The organism is Modestobacter marinus (genome assembly GCF_019799945.1).
Classification (GTDB): Bacteria; Actinomycetota; Actinomycetes; order Mycobacteriales; family Geodermatophilaceae; genus Modestobacter; species Modestobacter marinus_B.
This window is the reverse complement of record NZ_JABGCH010000017.1, coordinates 68,899-87,115: the sequence shown is the minus strand read 5'-3', so window position 1 is coordinate 87,115 and position 18,217 is coordinate 68,899. Positions and strand designations below refer to the sequence as shown.

Annotated in this window: 17 protein-coding genes; 10 read left to right on the top strand and 7 right to left on the bottom strand. The window is 73.5% G+C overall.

Annotated elements, in window-relative coordinates; all coding sequences use genetic code 11:
• Positions 1 to 135: 135 nt before the first annotated feature.
• From HK417_RS14935 to HK417_RS14925, 3 genes are all read right to left on the bottom strand, one after another.
• Positions 136 to 393 carry a hypothetical protein gene (locus HK417_RS14935; protein WP_308123596.1) on the bottom strand — a complete coding sequence of 86 codons (258 nt, stop codon included), beginning with the start codon at positions 391 to 393 and terminating at the stop codon, positions 136 to 138.
• A 104-nt stretch (positions 394 to 497) separates the two neighbouring features.
• Positions 498 to 1,361, bottom strand: a complete 864-nt coding sequence (locus HK417_RS14930) for a manganese catalase family protein (RefSeq protein ID WP_222267799.1) — start codon at positions 1,359 to 1,361, stop codon at positions 498 to 500.
• Between the two features lie 175 nt (positions 1,362 to 1,536).
• On the bottom strand, positions 1,537 to 2,259 hold the full coding sequence (locus HK417_RS14925; RefSeq protein ID WP_261326761.1) for a sensor histidine kinase: 723 nt from the start codon (positions 2,257 to 2,259) through the stop codon (positions 1,537 to 1,539).
• A gap of 95 nt (positions 2,260 to 2,354) precedes the next feature.
• Here HK417_RS14925 and HK417_RS26500 point away from each other — a divergent pair, with 95 nt between their 5' ends.
• The 3 genes from HK417_RS26500 (at position 2,355) to HK417_RS14910 (ending at position 5,529) form a co-directional block, all read left to right on the top strand.
• Positions 2,355 to 3,002: a response regulator transcription factor gene (locus HK417_RS26500; protein ID WP_308123595.1), complete on the top strand. Its 648-nt coding sequence runs from the start codon at positions 2,355 to 2,357 to the stop codon at positions 3,000 to 3,002.
• Positions 3,003 to 3,121: 119 nt separating this feature from the next.
• Complete coding sequence (locus HK417_RS14915) at positions 3,122 to 4,228, top strand: hypothetical protein (RefSeq protein WP_222267793.1); 1,107 nt, start codon at positions 3,122 to 3,124, stop codon at positions 4,226 to 4,228.
• Between the two features lie 2 nt (positions 4,229 to 4,230).
• Positions 4,231 to 5,529: a glutamate mutase L gene (locus HK417_RS14910; RefSeq protein ID WP_261326805.1), complete on the top strand. Its 1,299-nt coding sequence runs from the start codon at positions 4,231 to 4,233 to the stop codon at positions 5,527 to 5,529.
• 3 nt (positions 5,530 to 5,532) lie between these two features.
• Here the strand turns inward: HK417_RS14910 and HK417_RS26495 are convergent, their stop codons facing one another.
• The 3 genes from HK417_RS26495 to HK417_RS14895 are packed head-to-tail and all read right to left on the bottom strand — an operon-like array spanning position 5,533 to position 8,175.
• On the bottom strand, positions 5,533 to 6,174 hold the full coding sequence (locus tag HK417_RS26495; protein WP_222267788.1) for a pentapeptide repeat-containing protein: 642 nt from the start codon (positions 6,172 to 6,174) through the stop codon (positions 5,533 to 5,535).
• A 19-nt stretch (positions 6,175 to 6,193) separates the two neighbouring features.
• Positions 6,194 to 7,669, bottom strand: a complete 1,476-nt coding sequence (locus HK417_RS14900) for a PH domain-containing protein (RefSeq protein WP_222267786.1) — start codon at positions 7,667 to 7,669, stop codon at positions 6,194 to 6,196.
• Positions 7,666 to 8,175: a PH domain-containing protein gene (locus HK417_RS14895; protein WP_222267784.1), complete on the bottom strand. Its 510-nt coding sequence runs from the start codon at positions 8,173 to 8,175 to the stop codon at positions 7,666 to 7,668. Before HK417_RS14895 ends, HK417_RS14900 begins: the two co-directional genes overlap by 4 nt.
• Positions 8,176 to 8,234: 59 nt before the next feature.
• Between HK417_RS14895 and HK417_RS14890 the strand changes: the two genes are divergently transcribed.
• Positions 8,235 to 8,567, top strand: coding sequence for a rhodanese-like domain-containing protein (locus HK417_RS14890; RefSeq protein WP_222267862.1), 333 nt, complete (start codon positions 8,235 to 8,237; stop codon positions 8,565 to 8,567).
• A gap of 31 nt (positions 8,568 to 8,598) precedes the next feature.
• Here HK417_RS14890 and HK417_RS14885 read toward each other — a convergent pair whose 3' ends face one another.
• Positions 8,599 to 10,215: a long-chain fatty acid--CoA ligase gene (locus tag HK417_RS14885; RefSeq protein WP_222267782.1), complete on the bottom strand. Its 1,617-nt coding sequence runs from the start codon at positions 10,213 to 10,215 to the stop codon at positions 8,599 to 8,601.
• Positions 10,216 to 10,499: 284 nt separating this feature from the next.
• Here HK417_RS14885 and chvE point away from each other — a divergent pair, with 284 nt between their 5' ends.
• From chvE to HK417_RS14855, 6 genes are all read left to right on the top strand, one after another.
• A complete protein-coding gene (chvE, locus tag HK417_RS14880) occupies positions 10,500 to 11,654 on the top strand; it encodes a multiple monosaccharide ABC transporter substrate-binding protein (protein ID WP_222267780.1) in 1,155 nt (384 codons plus the stop codon).
• 173 nt (positions 11,655 to 11,827) lie between these two features.
• Positions 11,828 to 13,366: a multiple monosaccharide ABC transporter ATP-binding protein gene (gene mmsA, locus HK417_RS14875; RefSeq protein WP_222267778.1), complete on the top strand. Its 1,539-nt coding sequence runs from the start codon at positions 11,828 to 11,830 to the stop codon at positions 13,364 to 13,366.
• Complete coding sequence (gene mmsB, locus HK417_RS14870; protein ID WP_222267776.1) at positions 13,363 to 14,625, top strand: multiple monosaccharide ABC transporter permease; 1,263 nt, start codon at positions 13,363 to 13,365, stop codon at positions 14,623 to 14,625. The genes mmsA and mmsB overlap by 4 nt, the downstream gene beginning before the upstream one ends.
• A gap of 92 nt (positions 14,626 to 14,717) precedes the next feature.
• Entirely contained in the window at positions 14,718 to 15,746 is a 1,029-nt protein-coding gene (locus HK417_RS14865) for a LacI family DNA-binding transcriptional regulator (RefSeq protein WP_222267774.1), read from the top strand.
• Positions 15,747 to 15,848: 102 nt separating this feature from the next.
• A complete protein-coding gene (locus HK417_RS14860) occupies positions 15,849 to 17,525 on the top strand; it encodes a xylulokinase (protein ID WP_222267772.1) in 1,677 nt (558 codons plus the stop codon).
• The gene (locus tag HK417_RS14855) at positions 17,522 to 18,205 is read left to right on the top strand and encodes an L-ribulose-5-phosphate 4-epimerase (RefSeq protein WP_222267769.1); all 684 of its coding nucleotides are present in this window, start codon (positions 17,522 to 17,524) and stop codon (positions 18,203 to 18,205) included. The genes HK417_RS14860 and HK417_RS14855 overlap by 4 nt, the downstream gene beginning before the upstream one ends.
• The last annotated feature ends 12 nt before the right edge of the window (positions 18,206 to 18,217 follow it).

The window sequence follows — 18,217 nt, the reverse complement described above, 5'->3', positions numbered from 1 at the left end:
CATCACCTCACCCGCGAGGCCCGTCCCGACACCGGGGGGCGGGCCTCGCGTCGTGCCGGTGCCGCGACCCGGGCCATGGCCTCGCTGCAGGGGCCCCCGGCGAGCTTGCGAGTCGTGGGGGGCAGCGAGGTCCTTTCAGGCGTCGACGACGGCCGCGGCCACGGGCAGCGCACCGGTGGCGGTGCGCCGACGGCGGACGGCCCAGCGGCCGAGCAGTCCGGCCAGCACCACGCCGCCGCCGACGGCGTGCTCGCCGGGCGCCGACAGCGCGACGGCGATCGCGGCGGCGTAGACCGCCGCGAGCAGGACCCCGGCCACGGACAGCCGGGCGGGCAGGTGCAGCGCCGGCAGGTGCACGGCCGGCAGGTGGGCGGTGGGGACGGTCAGGTGCACGGTGTGGTCCTCCAGGGGGCCGGAGCGCCCGCCGGGCCGGCGTCCCCGGTCCGCCCAGGAGGCGGAACCAGGGCGCCGGCGCGGCGACGGCGCGGGGGAGGCACTTACTTGAGGGCGTCCTTGGCCTTCTGGAGCAGACCGGTGACCTCGGTCTGCGGCGACCCGTACAGCCGCGGGTCGCCCGGGGGCAGGATCGGGGCGTCGGCGGTCGCCGCGATCGGCGCGGCCCGGAACACGTTGTCCGTGCCGTCCAGCGCCGGGCCGCTGGCCCAGCGGCCGTTCGCGGCCTCGGGGCCGTCGGAGGCGTCGATGAAGGTGTAGGCGAACTCCGGCAGCTCCTCCTCCAGCGGGAAGGCCTCGGGGACCGGCAGGCCCTCCAGCCCGTCCTCCTTGAGCTGCTCCATGGCCGCCAGCCACTGCTGCTGGTGGTAGTGGTCCCGGGTGAGCAGGAACCGCAGCAGGTCCTTCACGCCGTGGTCGTCGGTCATGTTCCACAGCCGGGCCACCTGCAGCCGGCCCTGCATCTCGGCGGTCGCGTTGTAGGAGAAGTCGGCCATCAGGTTGCCGCTGGCGGTAACGTAGGCGCCGGTCCAGGGGTTGCCCATGCTGTCCATGTAGCTCGCGCCGGCACCGTTGGCGATCGCGTGCTGCGGGTTGTGCTGCCCGTAGCCGGCGGCGGCCTCCTTGCTGCGGTCCGCGGCGTCCGGCTTGAGCGGGATGTGGTCCAGCAGCCGATCGATCATCGTCACGATCATCTCGACGTGCGCGAGCTCCTCGGTGCCGATCGAGAGGAGCAGGTCCTTGTACTTGCCGGGCAGCCGGCAGTTCCAGCCCTGCAGCAGGTACTGGGTCGCGACGGTCATCTCCCCCCACTGACCGCCGAGGACCTCCTGCATCTTCCGGGCGAAGTCCGGGTCGGGGCCGTCGGGCTTGGCCTCGTACTGCAGGGCGTGGGTGTGCGTGAACACGGGCGTCTCCTCTGTCGGCCGGTCGCCTGCCGCCGCGGTCAGCGGCGACACCAGGGAGATCCCCCGCCGGGCTGTCACCCCCGTGCCGTCCCGTGGCCCGCAGGGGCCGACTCTGCTGGCCCTCCTGCAGGGGGCCGCCACGAGCCTGCGAGCGGTGCGGGCAGGGTGTCCTCCATCAACGGTCGGGCAGCCGGACGACGAGGGTGAACGCGCCGTCGGGGCCCTCCGACCAGGCCAGCCGCCCACCGAGCTCGCGGGTCTGCCGCTGCACCGACCACAGCCCCAGCCCGGTGAGGTCCACCGGGGGCGTCGGGCAGCTGAGGTGGCCGAGGACCCGCTCGGCGGGGACGCCGGCCTGCGTCAGGGCCAGCTCGACCCAGCCGGCGCGGCGGTCGGCGCGCAGCCGGACCGGCGCCCCGCGGCCGTGCCGGTGCGCGTTCTCCAGCAGGTTGGTCAGGATCCGCTGCACCCGGGCGTCGGCCACCGTCACCTCGCCCACCTCCTCGCACAGCCGCACCGTCAGCTGCTCCCGGGCCAGGCCGGAGGACTCGATCGACGCCTCGACGACGTCGACCAGCCGCCGCGGGCCCCGCCGCTCCGGGGCGCCGCCGGTGGCGTGCGCCGTCCGCAGCAGCGAGGCGAGGTGCCGGGCCTGCTCGCGGGCCAGCTGCAGCACCTCTGGTCGCCGGTCCTCCTCGCCGGCCAGCCGGTCCAGCAACGCCTCCAGGGCCGCCAGCGGACTGCGCATGTCGTGGCACAGCGCGCGGACCAGCGCGTCCTCGGTCCGCACCGCCTCCGGGGCCGGGTGCGGCAGGTGGCTGCGGACCACCCGCGCCAGGTCGGTGATCAGGCCGGGGAGGGCGGACGACGGGGTGTCGGCGGCGAGTGTCACGGGCATCTCCGGGGTGCGTGACCGGTCAGCGACACCGGCCGCGACCGATCGATGGGGGTGTCGTGGGAGAAGCGGACGCCGGTTCTGGGCTCCGTCCCCCGGTGGACGTGGTGGTCATCGACGACCACCCGCTCTTCAGTCGTGGTCTGGCGCTGCTGCTGCCGCCGGAGAGCGGCGGGCGCGTGCGCGTGGTGGGCACCACCGAGGACGCGTCGGCGGGGGCCGCGCTCGTGCGCCGGCACCACGCGGACGTCGCCGTCGTCGACCTGCACATGCCGCCCCCGGGCGGCACGCGCGCGATCGCGGCCATCCGCCGGGCCGAGCCGACGACGCGGGTCGTGGCCCTGTCCGGCCTCGCCGAGGCCGATGCCGCCCTGGAGGCACTGCGCGCCGGCGCGGCGGCGTTCCTGCCCAAGACGGCGTCCCCGGAGACCCTGGTCCGCCCGCTGCTCGCCGTCCTGGACGGCTGGTCGGTGCTGCCGGAGCAGCTGCTCCGGCAGTTGCTGCAGGACGCCGCCCCCAGCGCCGACCAGGGCATCGCGGCCCGGCTCAGCGCCGACGACCGGCGGCTGTGGCGCCTGGTCGCGGCCGGCACCAGCACCGTCGACATCGCCACCACGCTGCACGTCTCGGAGCGCACCGTGAAACGGCTGGTCGCCAACCTGCTGCGGCAGCTGAAGGTGTCGACCCGCGTGGAGGCCGCCGCGCTGGCCGGGCGGATCGGCCTGGGGGAGGGCACGGCGCCGTGACCGGGTCGGCGGCCACGGCGCGGAACACATCACGGCCGCCCTACCCGGTCGCGCACGACTGATTCCCGACCGCCGGGTTCCGTCCGTCCTCCGGCGTGGCGTCCCCTAGCGTTCCCGGCATGGCCTCCCGGATCGTCCTGCTCGGCGCCACCGGCCACACCGGGGGCCGGGTGGCCAGGTCGCTCACCGCCCGGGGCGCGCGTCCGGTGCTCGCCGGTCGCGACGCCGGCCGGCTGGCCCCGCTGGCCAGGGAGCTCGGCGGGGACGACGGGCCTCTGGAGACCGCGGCCGCCGACGTCGGCGACCGCGGGTCCGTCCGGGCGCTCGTGGGCCGGGGTGACGTGCTCGTCACCACGGTCGGCCCCTTCCTGCGGCTCGGCGATCCGGCGCTGACGGCCGCGGTCGCGGCGGGGGCGGTCTACCTGGACTCGACCGGGGAGCCCCCGTTCGTGCGCAGCGTCTTCGAGGACGCCGGACCGCGCGCGGAGCGCACCGGGGCGGTGCTGCTGACCGCATTCGGGCACGACTACGTCCCCGGCACGCTGGCCGCCGCGCTGGCGCTCGCCGCGGCCGGGCCGCGGGCGCACCGGGTCGACGTCGGGTACGCCCTGGACGGCGTGCGGGGGCAGGCGTTCTCCCGCGGCACGCTGGTCTCGCTGCTCGGGGTGCTGCTCGAGCCCGGGCACGCCTTCACCGGCGGTCGGCTGGAGGCCGAGCCGGCCGGGGCGCACACCTGGTCGTTCGAGGCCGCCGGACGGCGCCGGCGCGGTCTGTCGGTCGGCGGTTCGGAGCACCTGACCCTCCCCGGGCTGGCCCCTCCGCTGCGCGAGGTCGGCGTGCACCTGGCCTGGTTCGGCCCCGGGACGCCGCTGGCCCACCTGGTGGCCCCGGCCACGCCGTGGCTCGCCCGCGTGCCGGGTGCCCGCGCGGGTGCGGTGCGGCTCGCCGACTGGGTGGGCGGCCGGGTGGCGGAGGCACCGTCCGGGCAGGGCCGGGTGCGCACCGCCGTCGTCGCCGAGGTCCGCGACCCGGCGGGGGAGCGCGTCGCGCGGGTCGAGCTGACCGGCCCGGACCCCTACGCGATGACCGCCGACCTGCTGGCCTGGGCCGCCGTGCGCGCCGCGGCCGGCGGGGTCCGCGGCACCGGCGCGCTCGGGCCGGTGCAGGCGTTCGGCCTCGACACCCTGGTCGAGGGTGCGGCCTCCGCCGGGATCGTGCGGACGTGAGCATGGCGGTGGCCTGCGTCGACATCGGCTCCACCTGGACCAAGGCGGCCCTCGTCGAGGTGCCCACCGGGCGGCTGCTCGCCACCCGGCAGGCGCCGACCACCCCCGGCGACGTGGTGACCGGCGTGCTGGCCGCCACCGACGGCTGGGACGCCGAGGTGCGGGCGTGCTCCAGTGCCGGCGGGGGGCTGCGGCTGGCGGTGGTGGGCTACGAGGAGCTGATCAGCGCCGAGGCCGGGCACCGGGCGGCGCTGTCGGCCGGTGCGCGCGTGGTGCACGTGGTCGCCGGCCGGCTGGACGGCGCGGCACTGGCGGCGCTCGCGGCGGCCGAGCCCGACGTCGTCCTGCTCGTCGGCGGCACCGACGGCGGCGAGGCCGGCGTGCTCCGGCACAACGCGCACGCGCTGGCCTCATCCGCCCCGCTGCAGGGTCCCAGCGCGAGCCTGCGAGTGCCGGGAGGCAGCGGGGTCCTTCGTCCGTCCGTCCCGGTGGTGCTCGCCGGCAACGCCGCCGTCCGGGACGAGGTCGCGGCCGTGCTCGGCGCCGCCGGGGTCCCGGTCAGCCCGGCCGAGAACGTGCTGCCCGACATCGGCCAGCTCGCTCCCGAGTCGGCCCGGGCGGCGATCCGCGCCGTCTTCCTCACCCACGTCATCGGGGGTGACCGGCTCTCCGCGGACCCCCGGCTGCGGCAGTGGGTGCGGTCGGTGACCCCCGACGCCGTGCTCGACGGGGTGGCCGCCCTCGCCGACCTGCGGCTCGCCGCGGAGGTACCCGGGGTCGTGGTGCTCGACGTCGGCGGGGCGACCACCGACGTGTACTGCGTGCCCGCGGTCGACGCCGAGCAGGCCGGCCTGCGGCGTGCCGCGGTGGGGGTCCCGTCCCGGCGGCGGACCGTCGAGGGCGACCTCGGCGTGCACGCCAGCGCCGACGCGCTGCGCGCCGCCGCGGTGGCCGAGGGGCTGCCGGCGCCGGGGGACGCCCCGCTGGCGCTGGGGGAGGCGGCGGCCGTCGTGGCGCTCCGCCGGCACCTGCGCGCCGAGGCGGCCTACGGCCCAGGTGGGGCGAGCGCGCGCGGGGTGGGGCTCGTCGTCCTCTCCGGCGGCGTCTTCCGGCACGGCGACCCCGCCGCGGTGGGCGCGGTGGTCGATCGGGTGGCCGCCGACCGCGGCGGCGCCGGTGGCGTGGTGGGCGGGACGCCGGTCGTCGTCGACGTCCGGTACGTGCTGGCCGCCGCCGGCCTGCTCGCCGCCGACCACCCCGCCGCCGCCACCGGGCTGCTGGCGACGCTGCTGCCCCGCTGAGGCTCAGCCGACCGTGATGCCCAGCTCGGCCGCCAGCCCGGCGGCCCAGCCGGTCAGCTGGGTGGTGTCGATCGTGCAGCCCCGGAGACCGGCGACCCCGTCGAGCCGGGTGACCTCGGCGCCCCGCAGGTCCACCGACCGGCAGCGGCTGTCCTCGAGCACCAGCGTGTTGATCGTGGAGCCGGTCAGCCGGACGTCGCGGAGGTCCGCGCCGCCGAGGTCGAGCTCGCGGAGGGTGCAGCCGGCGAGGACGACGTCGACGAGCGTGGTGCCGCGCAGGTCCAGGTAGTCGACCACGACGTCCTGCAGCAGCACTCGGGTGAGCTCGGCGCCGTGCGCGGTCAGCGCGCCGAACCGCCCACCGGTGAGCACCACGTCCAGCATCGTGGCGTCGACCAGCGACCAGGTGCTGGCCCGCAGGCCGGTGAGCCGGCAGGTGGCCAGCCGCGCTCGGTCGAACCCGACGTCCTCGACCGAGCAGTCCTCCAGGCGGCACTCCAGGAAGCGGGCGCCGGTCGCGTCCCCGCGCAGCTCCAGCCCGGCGAAACGCAGACCGTCGGCCGTGCCGCCGCCCGCGAGCTCCGGGCCGGGAGCGTCGTCCAGGTCGGGCAGCAGGCGGTCGAGGTCCTCGGCGTCGATGGGCACGGCGCCATCCTGGCGCGACTCAGCCGCGGAGGGTGGCCGCCCAGGGCCCGGAGGACGCCTCGGCGAAGTCGACGACGTCGTCGGCGGCCATGTCGATCGCCGCGTAGCCGCCGCGGCCCGCGCCGACGCAGGCCAGCACCGTGGCCAGGCCCGCCCGCCGCTGCACCGCGCTCTGCTGCACCTGCCACCCGACGACCGCGCGGCGCTGCAGCACCACGTGCTCCCGCACCAGCCATCCGGAGCGCACGGCGAAGGTCCGCGGGCCGGCGGCGTGCCCGAGGGCGGTGTAACGGGCGTGACCGACCGGCCAGCCGAGCAGGGTGAGCACCGCGCCGGCCAGCAGCAGCGGCCACCAGCCGCTCGTCACGTTGAGCACCGCCCCGGCGAGCAGGACGACGACACCGGGGGTGAGGGCCCGCACCAGCCGGCGGCGCAGCGCCGCGGGCGGGTGCGGCCGCAGCGGACCTGGGGAGGGGACGAGCAGGTCGCTGAGCAGCCAGGCCCGGTCCCGCGGTCCCAGGGGCAGCAGCTGGCCGCGGCGGGCGGCGTCCCCCAGCCCGGTCACCAGCGCCGTCGAGCGCGCGGCGCCGACCAGCCGCATGCCCAGGCCCTCGCTGACCGCGCAGCCGCGGATTCGGTCGACCTCCAGGTCGGTGTGCCGCCGGGTGATCAGCCCGCGCTCGGCGACCAGCGACCCGCCGCGGCGCAGCAGCCGGAACCGCCAGTTGACCACCGCGCTGCCCGCGATCGACCCGAGCGCGAGCAGCAGCAACCCGGCGGCGACGACCGCGGCGATCAACCAGCCGTCGAGCACGTCCTGGCGGGCGAGGTCGGGGGCGAGCTCCGGCACGTACCGGTCGGGCAGCTCGTCGAGCAGCCGGAACAGCGCGCCGACCGCGGCCAGCGGCACCACCAGGTAGCTGCCGACCAGCGGCGAGTAGAGCAGCCACCGGTTCAGGAAGCGGGGGAGCTCCTCCTCCTCGGGCTCCGCTGCGGCGTGCCGGCCGGTCGCCTCGGCGGGCACCACCGCGCGGCGGGCGAGCAGGTGCGCGCGCAGCCGGTCGCCCTCGTCCCGGGTGACGCCGTCGACCAGTAGCTCCTCGTCCTTTCCGGCGACCGACCCGGCGGCGGCGTCGATCCGGACCCGGACCAGGCCGAAGAGCCGGTGCAGCAGGGGTGCCTCGATCTCCACGCCGCGGATGCGGTCGTTCGGCACGGTGCGCACCGACCGGGACAGCAGGCCGCGGGTGACGACCACCGCGGTGGGCCCCGGGTCGTAGCTGAACCGCCACCAGGTGAGCGCGGCCCACAGCAGCGAGAGCACGGTCACGGCGACGGCGAGGACGGCGACGGTGACCGGCCCGCCCTCGAACCCCCGCCCGGCGAACACCGCCAGCGCGACGGGCACCAGGGACCGCGCCTGCCGGAAGGTGATCGTGTGCACCAGCAGCACGCGCGGCGAGGTGCGGCGGCCCGCGGGCCCGGGCTCAGTCACGTCGCCTCGTCGCGGACCTGCTCGGCCCGCCGGGAGATGTGGTCGGCGACCCGCCGGGCGACGTCGACCTCCAGGTGCGGGATGCGCACGGTGCCCTGGGACGATGCGGTCAGCACCGCGACCGTGGCCAGCCCGAACAGCTGCTGCACCACACCCCGGGTGACGTCGACGGTCTGCACCCGGGAGATCGGGACGAGCGTCCAGGTGCGGGTGAGCCAGCCGGTCAGCGTGTAGACCGCCTCCCCGGTGACCTCCCAGCGGTGCACCCGGTACCGCAGCCGCGGCCGCACGAAGACGGCGACGACGCCGTAGCAGGCCACCACCGCCGGAACCGCCCAGCGCGCCGCCTCCAGCCAGCCGTCCCCGGTGGGCACGAACAGCACGAAGGCCGCCGCCAGCAGCCCGTAGACGACGGTGCCGATCACCCCCTGGGTGACCCACAGGGCGATCGCCGAGCGGGACAGCTGCCAGACGGGTTCCCGGACCGGCAGCGGAGCGGTGGACATCTGCTCCATCCTGTCAGCGCCGGTGCCCGTTCCCCCCGCGTGTCACGATGGATCGCGTGATGATGCCGCAACAGATCCCGACGGTGCCCGCCGCCGACGTGCCGCAGGACGCCGTCGTGCTGGACGTGCGCGAGGACGAGGAGTGGACGGCCGGGCACGTCGCCGGCGCCACCCACATCCCCATGGGTCAAGTGCCTTCCCGGCTCGACGAGATCCCCGAGGGCGATCCGCTGTACGTGATGTGCCGCGGTGGAGGCCGCTCCGCCCGGGTCGCGGTCTGGCTGAACCAGAACGGCTACGACGCGGTGAACGTGGGCGGCGGCATGGGCGCGTGGGACGCGGCCGGCCGCGACATGGTCAGCGAGAACGGCCGCCCGCCCTACGTGGTCTGACCCCTGAGGGCAGAAGTGGCCACTTCTGCCCTCAGTCCTTCGCGGGGTACTCGGCGAAGCGGGTGCGCAGGTCCTTCTTGGAGAACTTGCCGACGCTGGTCTTGGGCACCTCGTCGATGAACTCCACGGCGTCCGGGAGCCACCACTTGGCGACCTGCGGGGCGATGTGGTCGAGGATCTCCTGCTCGGTCGCGGTCTCCCCGGACTTGAGGACGACGCAGGCCAGCGGCCGCTCGGCCCACTTCGGGTGCGGGACGGCGATCACCGCGGCCTCGGCGACCGCCGGGTGGCTCATGATCGCGTTCTCCAGGTCGACCGAGGAGATCCACTCGCCGCCGGACTTGATCAGGTCCTTGGTGCGGTCGGCGATGCGGATGCTGCCGAACGCGTCCAGGGCGGCCACGTCGCCGGTCCTCATCCAGCCGTCGGGCGTGGACAGCTCCACCCCGGCGTCGGGGTTGTAGTAGTCCTTCGCGCACCACGGCCCCCGCACCTGCAGCTCACCGGTGGCGACGTCGTCCCAGGGCCGCTCGTCGATGGTGCCGGCCTCGACGATCCGCGCCTCCAGGCCGAAGAGCGGGATCCCCTGCCGGGCGCGCTGGGCGGTCTTGGTCTCCTCGTCGGCGTCGGCGTAGCGGCGGGCCAGCGTGCTCCCGGAGGCGACCGGGTGCGTCTCGGTCATGCCCCACGCCTGGTAGATGGGCAGCCCGACCTGCTGCTGGTAGGCCCGCGAGAGCGCCGGTGGCACGGCGGAGCCGCCGCAGCCGATCTTGCGCAGCCGGTGCTCGCGGCCGGCCAGGTGCGGCAGCACGCCCTGCCAGATGGTCGGCACGCCGGCGGTGAAGGTGACCTCCTCGTCGACGATGAGGTCGGCCAGCGCCTGCGGCTGCATCATCGCGCCGGGGAAGACCATGGCCGCGCCGGCGGCCGGGGACGCCTGGGCGATCCCCCAGGCGTTGGCGTGGAACATCGGGACGACGGGCATCGCGACGTCGTCCACCCCGATGCCGAACCCGTTGGGTGAGATCACCGCCATGGTGTGCAGCACCGTCGAGCGGTGCGAGTAGACGACGCCCTTGGGGTTGCCGGTGGTACCGCTCGTGTAGCACATCGACGCGGCCGCGTTCTCGTCCCGGACGGCGAAGTCGACCGGCTGGGCTCCCGCCAGCAGCGTCTCGTAGTCGAGCACCCGCGGGTCGTCGGGCACCTCGGCGTCGCCGCCGTCGTCCATGACCACGACCTGCTGGACGGTCTTCATCGTGTCGATCAGCGGCCACAGCAGCGGCAGCACCGTGCGGTCGACGAAGACGACCTCGTCCTCGGCGTGGTTGGCGATGTAGGTGAGCTGCTCGGGGAAGAGCCGCACGTTCAGCGTGTGCAGCACCCGGCCGGTGCAGGGCGCGGCGAAGTACAGCTCCAGGTGGCGCTGGCTGTTCCAGCCGAAGGTGCCCACCCGTCCGTCGGCGCTGATCCCGAGGGTGTCCAGGACGCCGCCGAGCCGCCGGGTGCGGTCGGCCCACTCGGCGTAGGTCGAGCGCGTCTTCCCGCCGGGGCCGTTCGTGACGATCGGGACGTCGCCGTGGTGCTGCTCGGCGTGCCGGAAGATGGTGTCGATCGTCAGGGGGACGTCCTGCATCAGCCCGCGCATGGCGGCATGGTGCCAGTGACCGGCGTCACGATCCACCGGTCCCCCGGGGCGGGCAGGCGTCCCGCGGCACTGCGCTGCGCCCAGCTGCCGCCCACGCTCCGCAGCGCCGCACGGGGCGGGTCCGCTGCAGGCCGCGCCAATGAACGGGCCGTTACAGGACCGTGACGGTGAACTTCGCCCTCGGGGGTTGACGTGATCACCTTGTTAACGTTCACACTGTCCCGCCCGCATTGATTGCGGGCCTGCGCCATCGGGCGGCAGATGTCTCGAGGAGGAGATGTTCAGTGAGCAGCAAGCTCAGGATGACCGCCCTGGGTGCGGCGCTGGCGGTCGGGCTGGTGGGCTGCGGCGGAGGCGGCGCGGGCAGCGGCGGGTCCGACACCGCGGACGCCGCTCCCGAGGACCTCACCATCGGTGTGGCCATGCCGACCCAGACGTCGGAGCGCTGGATCGCCGACGGCAACAACGTCAAGGAGCAGCTGGAGGGCGCCGGCTACCAGGTGGACCTGCAGTACGCCAACGACGACATCCCGACCCAGTCGCAGCAGATCGACCAGATGATCACCGAGGGCGCCGACCTGCTCATCGTCGCCGCCATCGACGGCACCGCGCTGAGCAGCCAGCTGCAGGCCGCGGCCGACGCGAACATCCCGGTCATCAGCTACGACCGGCTGATCCGCGACACCGAGAACGTCGACTTCTACGTCAGCTTCGACAACTACAAGGTCGGCGTCGCCCAGGGCACCGCGCTGCTCACCGGCCTCGGGGTCCTGAACCCCGACGGCTCGCAGGGCACCGCCACGGGTCCGTTCAACGTCGAGCTGTTCGCCGGCTCGCTGGACGACAACAACGCGCACTTCTTCTTCCAGGGCGCGATGGACACCCTGCAGCCCCACATCGACAGCGGCGTCCTCGTCGTCAAGTCGGGCCAGACGGACATCGAGCAGGCCGCGACGCTGCGGTGGCAGCAGGAGACCGCGCAGAAGCGCATGGAGGACCTGCTGACCTCCAGCTACAACGACGGCTCGAAGGTCAACGGGGTCCTGTCGCCCTACGACGGCCTCTCGCGCGGCATCATCACCGCCCTGCAGAACGCCGGCTACGGCCCGACGATCGACGCCCAGCCGAACCCCATGCCGATCGTCACCGGTCAGGACGCCGAGATCGCCTCGGTGAAGCTGATCGCCGACGGCGTCCAGGACAGCACCGTCTTCAAGGACACCCGTCTGCTGGCCGAGCAGGCCGTCACGGCGGCCACGGCGTACCTCGAGGGCAACGAGCCGGAGGCCAACGACACCGAGACCTACGACAACGGTGTCAAGGTCGTCCCCTCGTACCTGCTCCCGGTCGAGACGGTCTACGCGGAGAACATCCAGTCCGCGCTGGTCGACACCGGCTACTGGACGGCCGACGAGGTCGCCAAGGGCCAGTCGGACTGATCTGAGCCCCGGTCCCGGCCGGCCCGGCAGCTCTCTGCCGGGCCGGCCGGGAACACCCCGTGGGCCCCGGTCACCCGCCCGTCGAGGGGATCGCCCGGGACCACATGCCCCGCGCTCCCGCGGGGAGCACACTTCCCCCACACATCCCGCGACGAGCGAGGACGACGGAGTCCATGGACGACTACATCCTGGAGATGCGCTCCATCACCAAGACCTTCCCCGGCGTCAAGGCGCTGTCGGAGGTCAGCCTGGCCGTGCATCGAGGCGAGGTGCACGCCATCTGTGGCGAGAACGGCGCCGGCAAGTCGACGCTGATGAAGGTCCTCTCCGGCGTCTACCCGGCCGGCAGCTACGAGGGCGAGATCCTCTACGGCGGCCAGGTCTGCAAGTTCTCGGGCATCCGGGACAGCGAGCACGCCGGCATCGTGATCATCCACCAGGAGCTCGCCCTGGTGCCCTACCTCTCCATCGCGGAGAACATCTTCCTGGGCAACGAGCGCCGTGGCCGCAACGGGCTCATCGACTGGAACAAGGCGAACGCCGACGCGGCCGAGCTGCTGGAATCGGTCGGGCTCCACGAGAACCCGGTGACCCCGGTCGGCCAGCTCGGTGTCGGCAAGCAGCAGCTGGTCGAGATCGCCAAGGCGCTCTCCAAGGACGTCAAGCTGCTCATCCTCGACGAGCCCACCGCGGCGCTGAACGACACCGACTCCGAGCACCTGCTGGGCCTGATCCGGCAGCTGCGGGACCGCGGCATCACCTCGATCATCATCTCGCACAAGCTGAACGAGATCATCGCGATCGCCGACCAGACCACGATCATCCGGGACGGCCAGACGGTCGAGACCCTGGACATGGCGGACCCCGCGGTCGACACCGACCGCATCATCCGCGGCATGGTCGGCCGTGACCTGGAGTCCTACTACCCCGAGCGCGAGTCGCACCCGGGCGAGGAGGTCCTCCGGGTCGAGGACTGGACGGTCAAGCACGCCACCCAGGACCGCCTGGTGGTCGACCACGCCAGCTTCGACGTGCGCGCCGGCGAGGTCGTCGGGATCGCCGGCCTCATGGGCGCCGGGCGCACCGAGCTCGCGATGAGCATCTTCGGCCGCTCCTACGGCCGGGACGTCAGCGGCCGCATCTTCATCCACGGCCGGGAGGTCAAGGCCCGCAGCGTCGCCGAGGCCATCGACCACGGCATCGCGTACGCCACCGAGGACCGCAAGAAGTACGGCCTCAACCTGATCGAGGACATCCGGCGCAACGTGTCGGCCGCCGCCCTCTCCAAGCTCGCCCGCCGCGGCTGGGTCAACTCCAACGAGGAGACCAAGGTCGCCGAGGAGAGCCGGCGCAGCATGAACATCAAGGCGCCCAGCGTGTCCTCGATCGTCGGCAAGCTCTCGGGCGGTAACCAGCAGAAGGTCGTGCTGTCCAAGTGGCTGTTCACCGACCCGGACGTGCTGATCCTCGACGAGCCCACGCGAGGTATCGACGTCGGGGCGAAGTACGAGATCTACACGATCATCAACCGGCTGGTGGCGGCCGGGAAGGCCGTCGTCGTCATCTCGTCCGAGCTGCCCGAGCTGCTCGGCATCTGTGACCGCATCTACACGCTCTCGGCGGGCCGGATCACCGGTCAGCAGCCGGTGCGCGAGGCCACGCAGGAGAGCCTCATGGCGCTCATGACCAAGGAGAGGGAGCTCGCAGCATGACCAGGACCGTGCCCCCCAAGGCCGACCCGGGCGCCGACACCGCCGGGACGGGCGAGGCCGCGACCGCCGCCGCGCTGCACAGCGGCACCAGTGACATCCGCGCGCTGATCAGCCGCAACCTGCGGACCAGCGGGATCTACGTGGCGTTCGTCGCCATCATCGCGCTGTTCGCGATCCTGACCGGGGGCACCTCGCTGAGCCCCGGCAACATCACGAACATCGTCCTGCAGTACTCCTACATCCTGGTCCTGGCCATCGGCATGGTCATCGTGATCATCGCCGGGCACATCGACCTGTCGGTCGGCTCGGTGGTGGCGCTGACCGGTGCGGTCTCCGCCGTGCTGGTCATCCGCAACGGTGCACCGTGGTGGGTCGGCATGCTGGCCGCGATCGCCGTCGGTCTGGTGGTCGGTGCCTGGCACGGGTTCTGGGTCGCCTACATCGGCATCCCCGCGTTCATCGTGACCCTCGCCGGCATGCTGCTCTTCCGCGGGCTGACCCTGCAGGTCCTGGACAACATCTCGCTCTCGCCCTTCCCGCCCCAATACCAGAAGGTCGCCAGCGGCTTCCTCAACGGTCTGATCGGCGGCCAGGGTTACGACGCGTTCACCCTGCTCATCGGTGGCATCGCGGTGGCCGGCTACGCGTTCAGCCAGTTCCGCACCCGGGTCGCGCGGATCACCTACAAGCAGCCGGTCGAGTCCTTCCCGCTGTTCGTCGCCCGGATCGTCGCGGTCGGCCTGGTGGTCATGTACTTCGCCTGGCAGCTGGCGCACGCCCGCGGCCTGCCGATCGTGCTGATCATCCTGGCCGTGCTGATCATCGCCTACGGCGTGATCACCAGCCGGTCGGTCTTCGGCCGTCAGGTGTACGCGATCGGTGGCAACCTGGCCGCGGCGACGCTGTCCGGCGTCAAGGTGAAGGTCGTCAACTTCTGGATCTTCGTCAACATGGGCTTCCTCGCCGCCGTCGCCGGGATCATCTACTCGTCCCGGTCGAACGGTGCCCAGCCGGCCGCCGGCAACATGTTCGAGCTCGACGCGATCGCCGCCGCCTTCATCGGCGGCGCGGCCGTCACCGGTGGCGTCGGGACCGTGGTCGGCGCCATGGTCGGTGGTCTGATCATGGCCGTGATGAGCAATGGCATGCAGCTCATGGGCGTCGACCAGTCGATCCAGTCGGTCATCAAGGGGCTCGTGCTCCTGCTCGCCGTCGCGTTCGACGTCTACAACAAGCGGCGCGCGGGCTCGTCCCGCTGACCGCTGCGGCGGGACCACCGGAGGGGGGCGGCACCGGGGCCGTCCCCGGGAAGGGGGCGGCATCGGGGCCGCCTCCTGTGAAGGGGGAGACCGTGCTGACCCAGGGGGCGACACGGCCGCTGGGCCTGTCAGACGTCGCGGCCCGGGCCGGGGTGTCGCTCCAGACCGTCTCGCGGGTGGTGAACCACCATCCCAACGTCGCCGCGGCGACCCGGGAACGCGTGCTGCGGGCCATCGCCGAGCTGGGCTACCGGCCCAACACGGCCGCCCGCGCCCTGGTCACCGGTTCGTCGCGGGCGATCGGTCTGGTCGCCACGCACATCAACCAGTACGGCCCGGCGCAGACCCTGCTGGGGCTCGAGCAGGCCGCACGCTCGGCCGGCTACTCCCTCGGGGTGACCATCCTCGACGAGAACAGCGCCAGCGCGATGCGGGATGCGGTCGACCGGCTGGTGGCGCAGTCGGTGGACGCGGTCGTCGCGCTGTCCACCTACGGGAAGGCCGTCGACGCGCTGCGGCGGTTCGTGGCGCCGGTGCCGCTGATCGCCGTCCAGGTCGGCCGGGGTGAGGACCACCCGACCGTCTGGGTCGACCAGGAGCTCGGGGCCGAGCTCGCCACCCGGCACCTGCTCGAGCTCGGGCACCGGACGGTGCACCACGTCTCCGGCCCGGTCGACTCGCTGGAGGCACGCGGGCGCCTGCGCGGCTGGCGCCGGGAGCTCGTCCGCGCCGGCGCGCCGGTCCCCGAGCCCATCGAGGGGGACTGGACGGCGGCGGCCGGTCATGCGGTCGGCCGCCGGCTCGCCGCGGCCCGCCTGCGGGGCGAGGACGTCACCGCTGTCTTCCTGGCCAACGACCAGATGGCGCTCGGGCTGCTCAACGCGCTGCACGGCGAGGGCATCTCGGTGCCCGGGCAGGTCAGCGTGGTCGGCTTCGACGACGTCCCCGAGGCCGCCTTCTACACACCGCCCCTCACCACCGTGCGCCAGGACTTCGCCGAGCTGGGCCGCCGCGGGGTCGAGCTGGTGCTGTGCCGGCTGAACGGCGCGGTCCGGGAACTGGAGCCGGTGCAACCGCTGCTCGTCGTCCGGGACTCCACCGGCCCGGCCTCCAGGACTTGACGGCGGGCTTGTTAGCGCTAACATCTCCCTGGTGCCGCGTCCTCCAGTCGACCGGATCGCTGAGACCAGGCCTGTCACCGGTGGGCGGAAGGGGCTCCTGACATGACGATGGACGCTGGCGCAGCGATCACCTCGGGTCGCACGGCCTTGGGGATCGAGCTCGGCTCGACCCGGATCAAGGCGGTGCTGATCGGTCCGGATCACGCTCCGCTCGCCGTCGGCAGCCACGACTGGGAGAACCAGTTCGTCGACCGGCTGTGGACGTACTCGCTGGAAGCCGTCTGGTCAGGCGTGCAGCAGAGCTTCTCGGCCCTGGCCGAGGACGTGCGGCGACGCCACGGGGTCGAACTGGCAGGAGTCGGTGCGCTCGGCGTGTCGGCGATGATGCACGGCTACCTCGCGTTCGACGCCGACGGTGAGCTGCTCGCGCCGTTCCGCACCTGGCGCAACACCAACACGGGTCGGGCAGCCGAGCGGCTCAGCGCGGAGTTCGGCTGCAACATCCCGCACCGGTGGAGCGTGGCGCACCTCTACCAGGCTGTCCTGGACCGCGAGGAGCACGTCGGTCGGCTCGACCACCTGACGACCCTCGCCGGCTACGTGCACTGGCAGCTCACCGGCGAGAAGGTCCTCGGCATCGGGGATGCCAGCGGCATGTTCCCGATCGACGCCGTCACCGGTGGGTACGACACCGCGATGCTGACCCGGTTCGACCAGCTGGCTGCCGAGGCCGGGGTCGGGCTGACCCTCGCCGAGCTGCTGCCCGGCATCGCACTCGCCGGCCAGCCGGCCGGCGCGCTCACCGAAGCGGGTGCCCAGCTGCTCGACCCGACCGGGCGGCTGCGCCCCGGCATCCCGCTGTGTCCCCCCGAGGGTGACGCGGGCACGGGGATGGTCGCCACCAACTCGGTCGCTCCGCGCACCGGCAACGTCTCCGCCGGGACGAGCATCTTCGCCATGGTGGTGCTCGAGCAGGAGCTCGCCCAGGTGCACCGCGAACTGGACCTGGTCACCACGCCGGCCGGCGACCCGGTGGCCATGGTGCACTGCAACAACGGGGCCAGTGAACTGGACGCGTGGTCCGGGCTGTTCGCCGAGTTCGCCCGGGCGCTGGGCGCCGAGGTCGACCCGTCGAAGGTCTTCGAAACCCTCTTCACCGCCGCTCTGGACGGTGCGAGCGACTGCGGCGGGATGCTCGCCTACAACTACCTCTCCGGGGAGCCGATCACCGACTTCGAGGAGGGCCGGCCGCTCTTCCTGCGGTCCCCGGACAGCAGGCTCGATCTCGGCACCTTCATGCGGACGCACCTGTTCGCGTCCCTGGCCACGCTGAGGATCGGCATGGACGTCCTGCAGAAGACCGAGGGCGTGCGGCTCGACCGGATGTTCGCGCACGGCGGCCTGTTCAAGACCGAGGGAGTGGCGCAGCGCTTCCTGGCTGCGGCGATCGACACCCCGGTCTCCGTCGGCGACGTCGCTGCGGAGGGGGGTGCCTGGGGCATCGCCGTCCTGGCTGCCTTCGCCGCCGGGCGCTCGCCGGGACAGAGCCTGGTGGACTACCTGGACACCACGGTCTTCACCGGCACGAGCCTGCAGACCGCCGAGCCCGACCCGAGCGACGTCGCGGGCTTCGACGCTTTCATGCAGCGGTACGTCGCCGCGCTCCCGGTCCAGCGGGCCGCCGTGGACCACGTGGGGATCGGCTCCCGGCGGGCCGAGCCGCAGACCGCCGACATCGGTACGACCCCCGCCGCACTGACCGAGGAGCAGCCGGCATGACCGCCACCACCCGCACCCCGACCGAGCAGGGCACCCACCGCGCGCAGCGCGAGCACGTCGCCGCGCTGCACTCCTACCTGACCCGCTACCAGCTGGTCACCTGGACCTCCGGCAACGTCTCGGAGCGGGTCCCCGGGGAGGACCTGTTCGTGATCAAGGGCAGCGGCGTCGAGTACGACGAGCTGACCTGGGAGGGGATCACCGTCTGCGACCTGGACGGCAACGCCGTCGACGGCGTGAAGCGGCCCTCCAGCGACACCGACGCGCACGCCTACGTGTACCGGCACATGCCGCAGGTCAACGGCCAGGTGCACACGCACAGCCCATACGCGACCGCCTGGGCGGCGCGTGCGGAGGAGGTCCCCTGCGTCCTCACCGCGATGGCCGACGAGTTCGGCGGGTCGATCCCGGTCGGCCCGTTCGCGCTGATCGGCGACGACTCGATCGGCCGGGGGATCGTGGAGACGCTCACCGGCTCCCGGTCGCCGGCGGTGCTGATGCGCAACCACGGCGTCTTCACCATCGGCCCCTCGGCGAAGGCCGCGGTCAAGGCCGCGGTGATGACCGAGGACGTCGCCCGCACCGTGCACTTCGCTCGCCAGCTCGGCGAGCCGCTCCCCATCGCGCAGGCGGACGTCGACTCGCTGTACGCGCGCTACCAGAACGTCTACGGACAGTGAGGAAGGACGTGC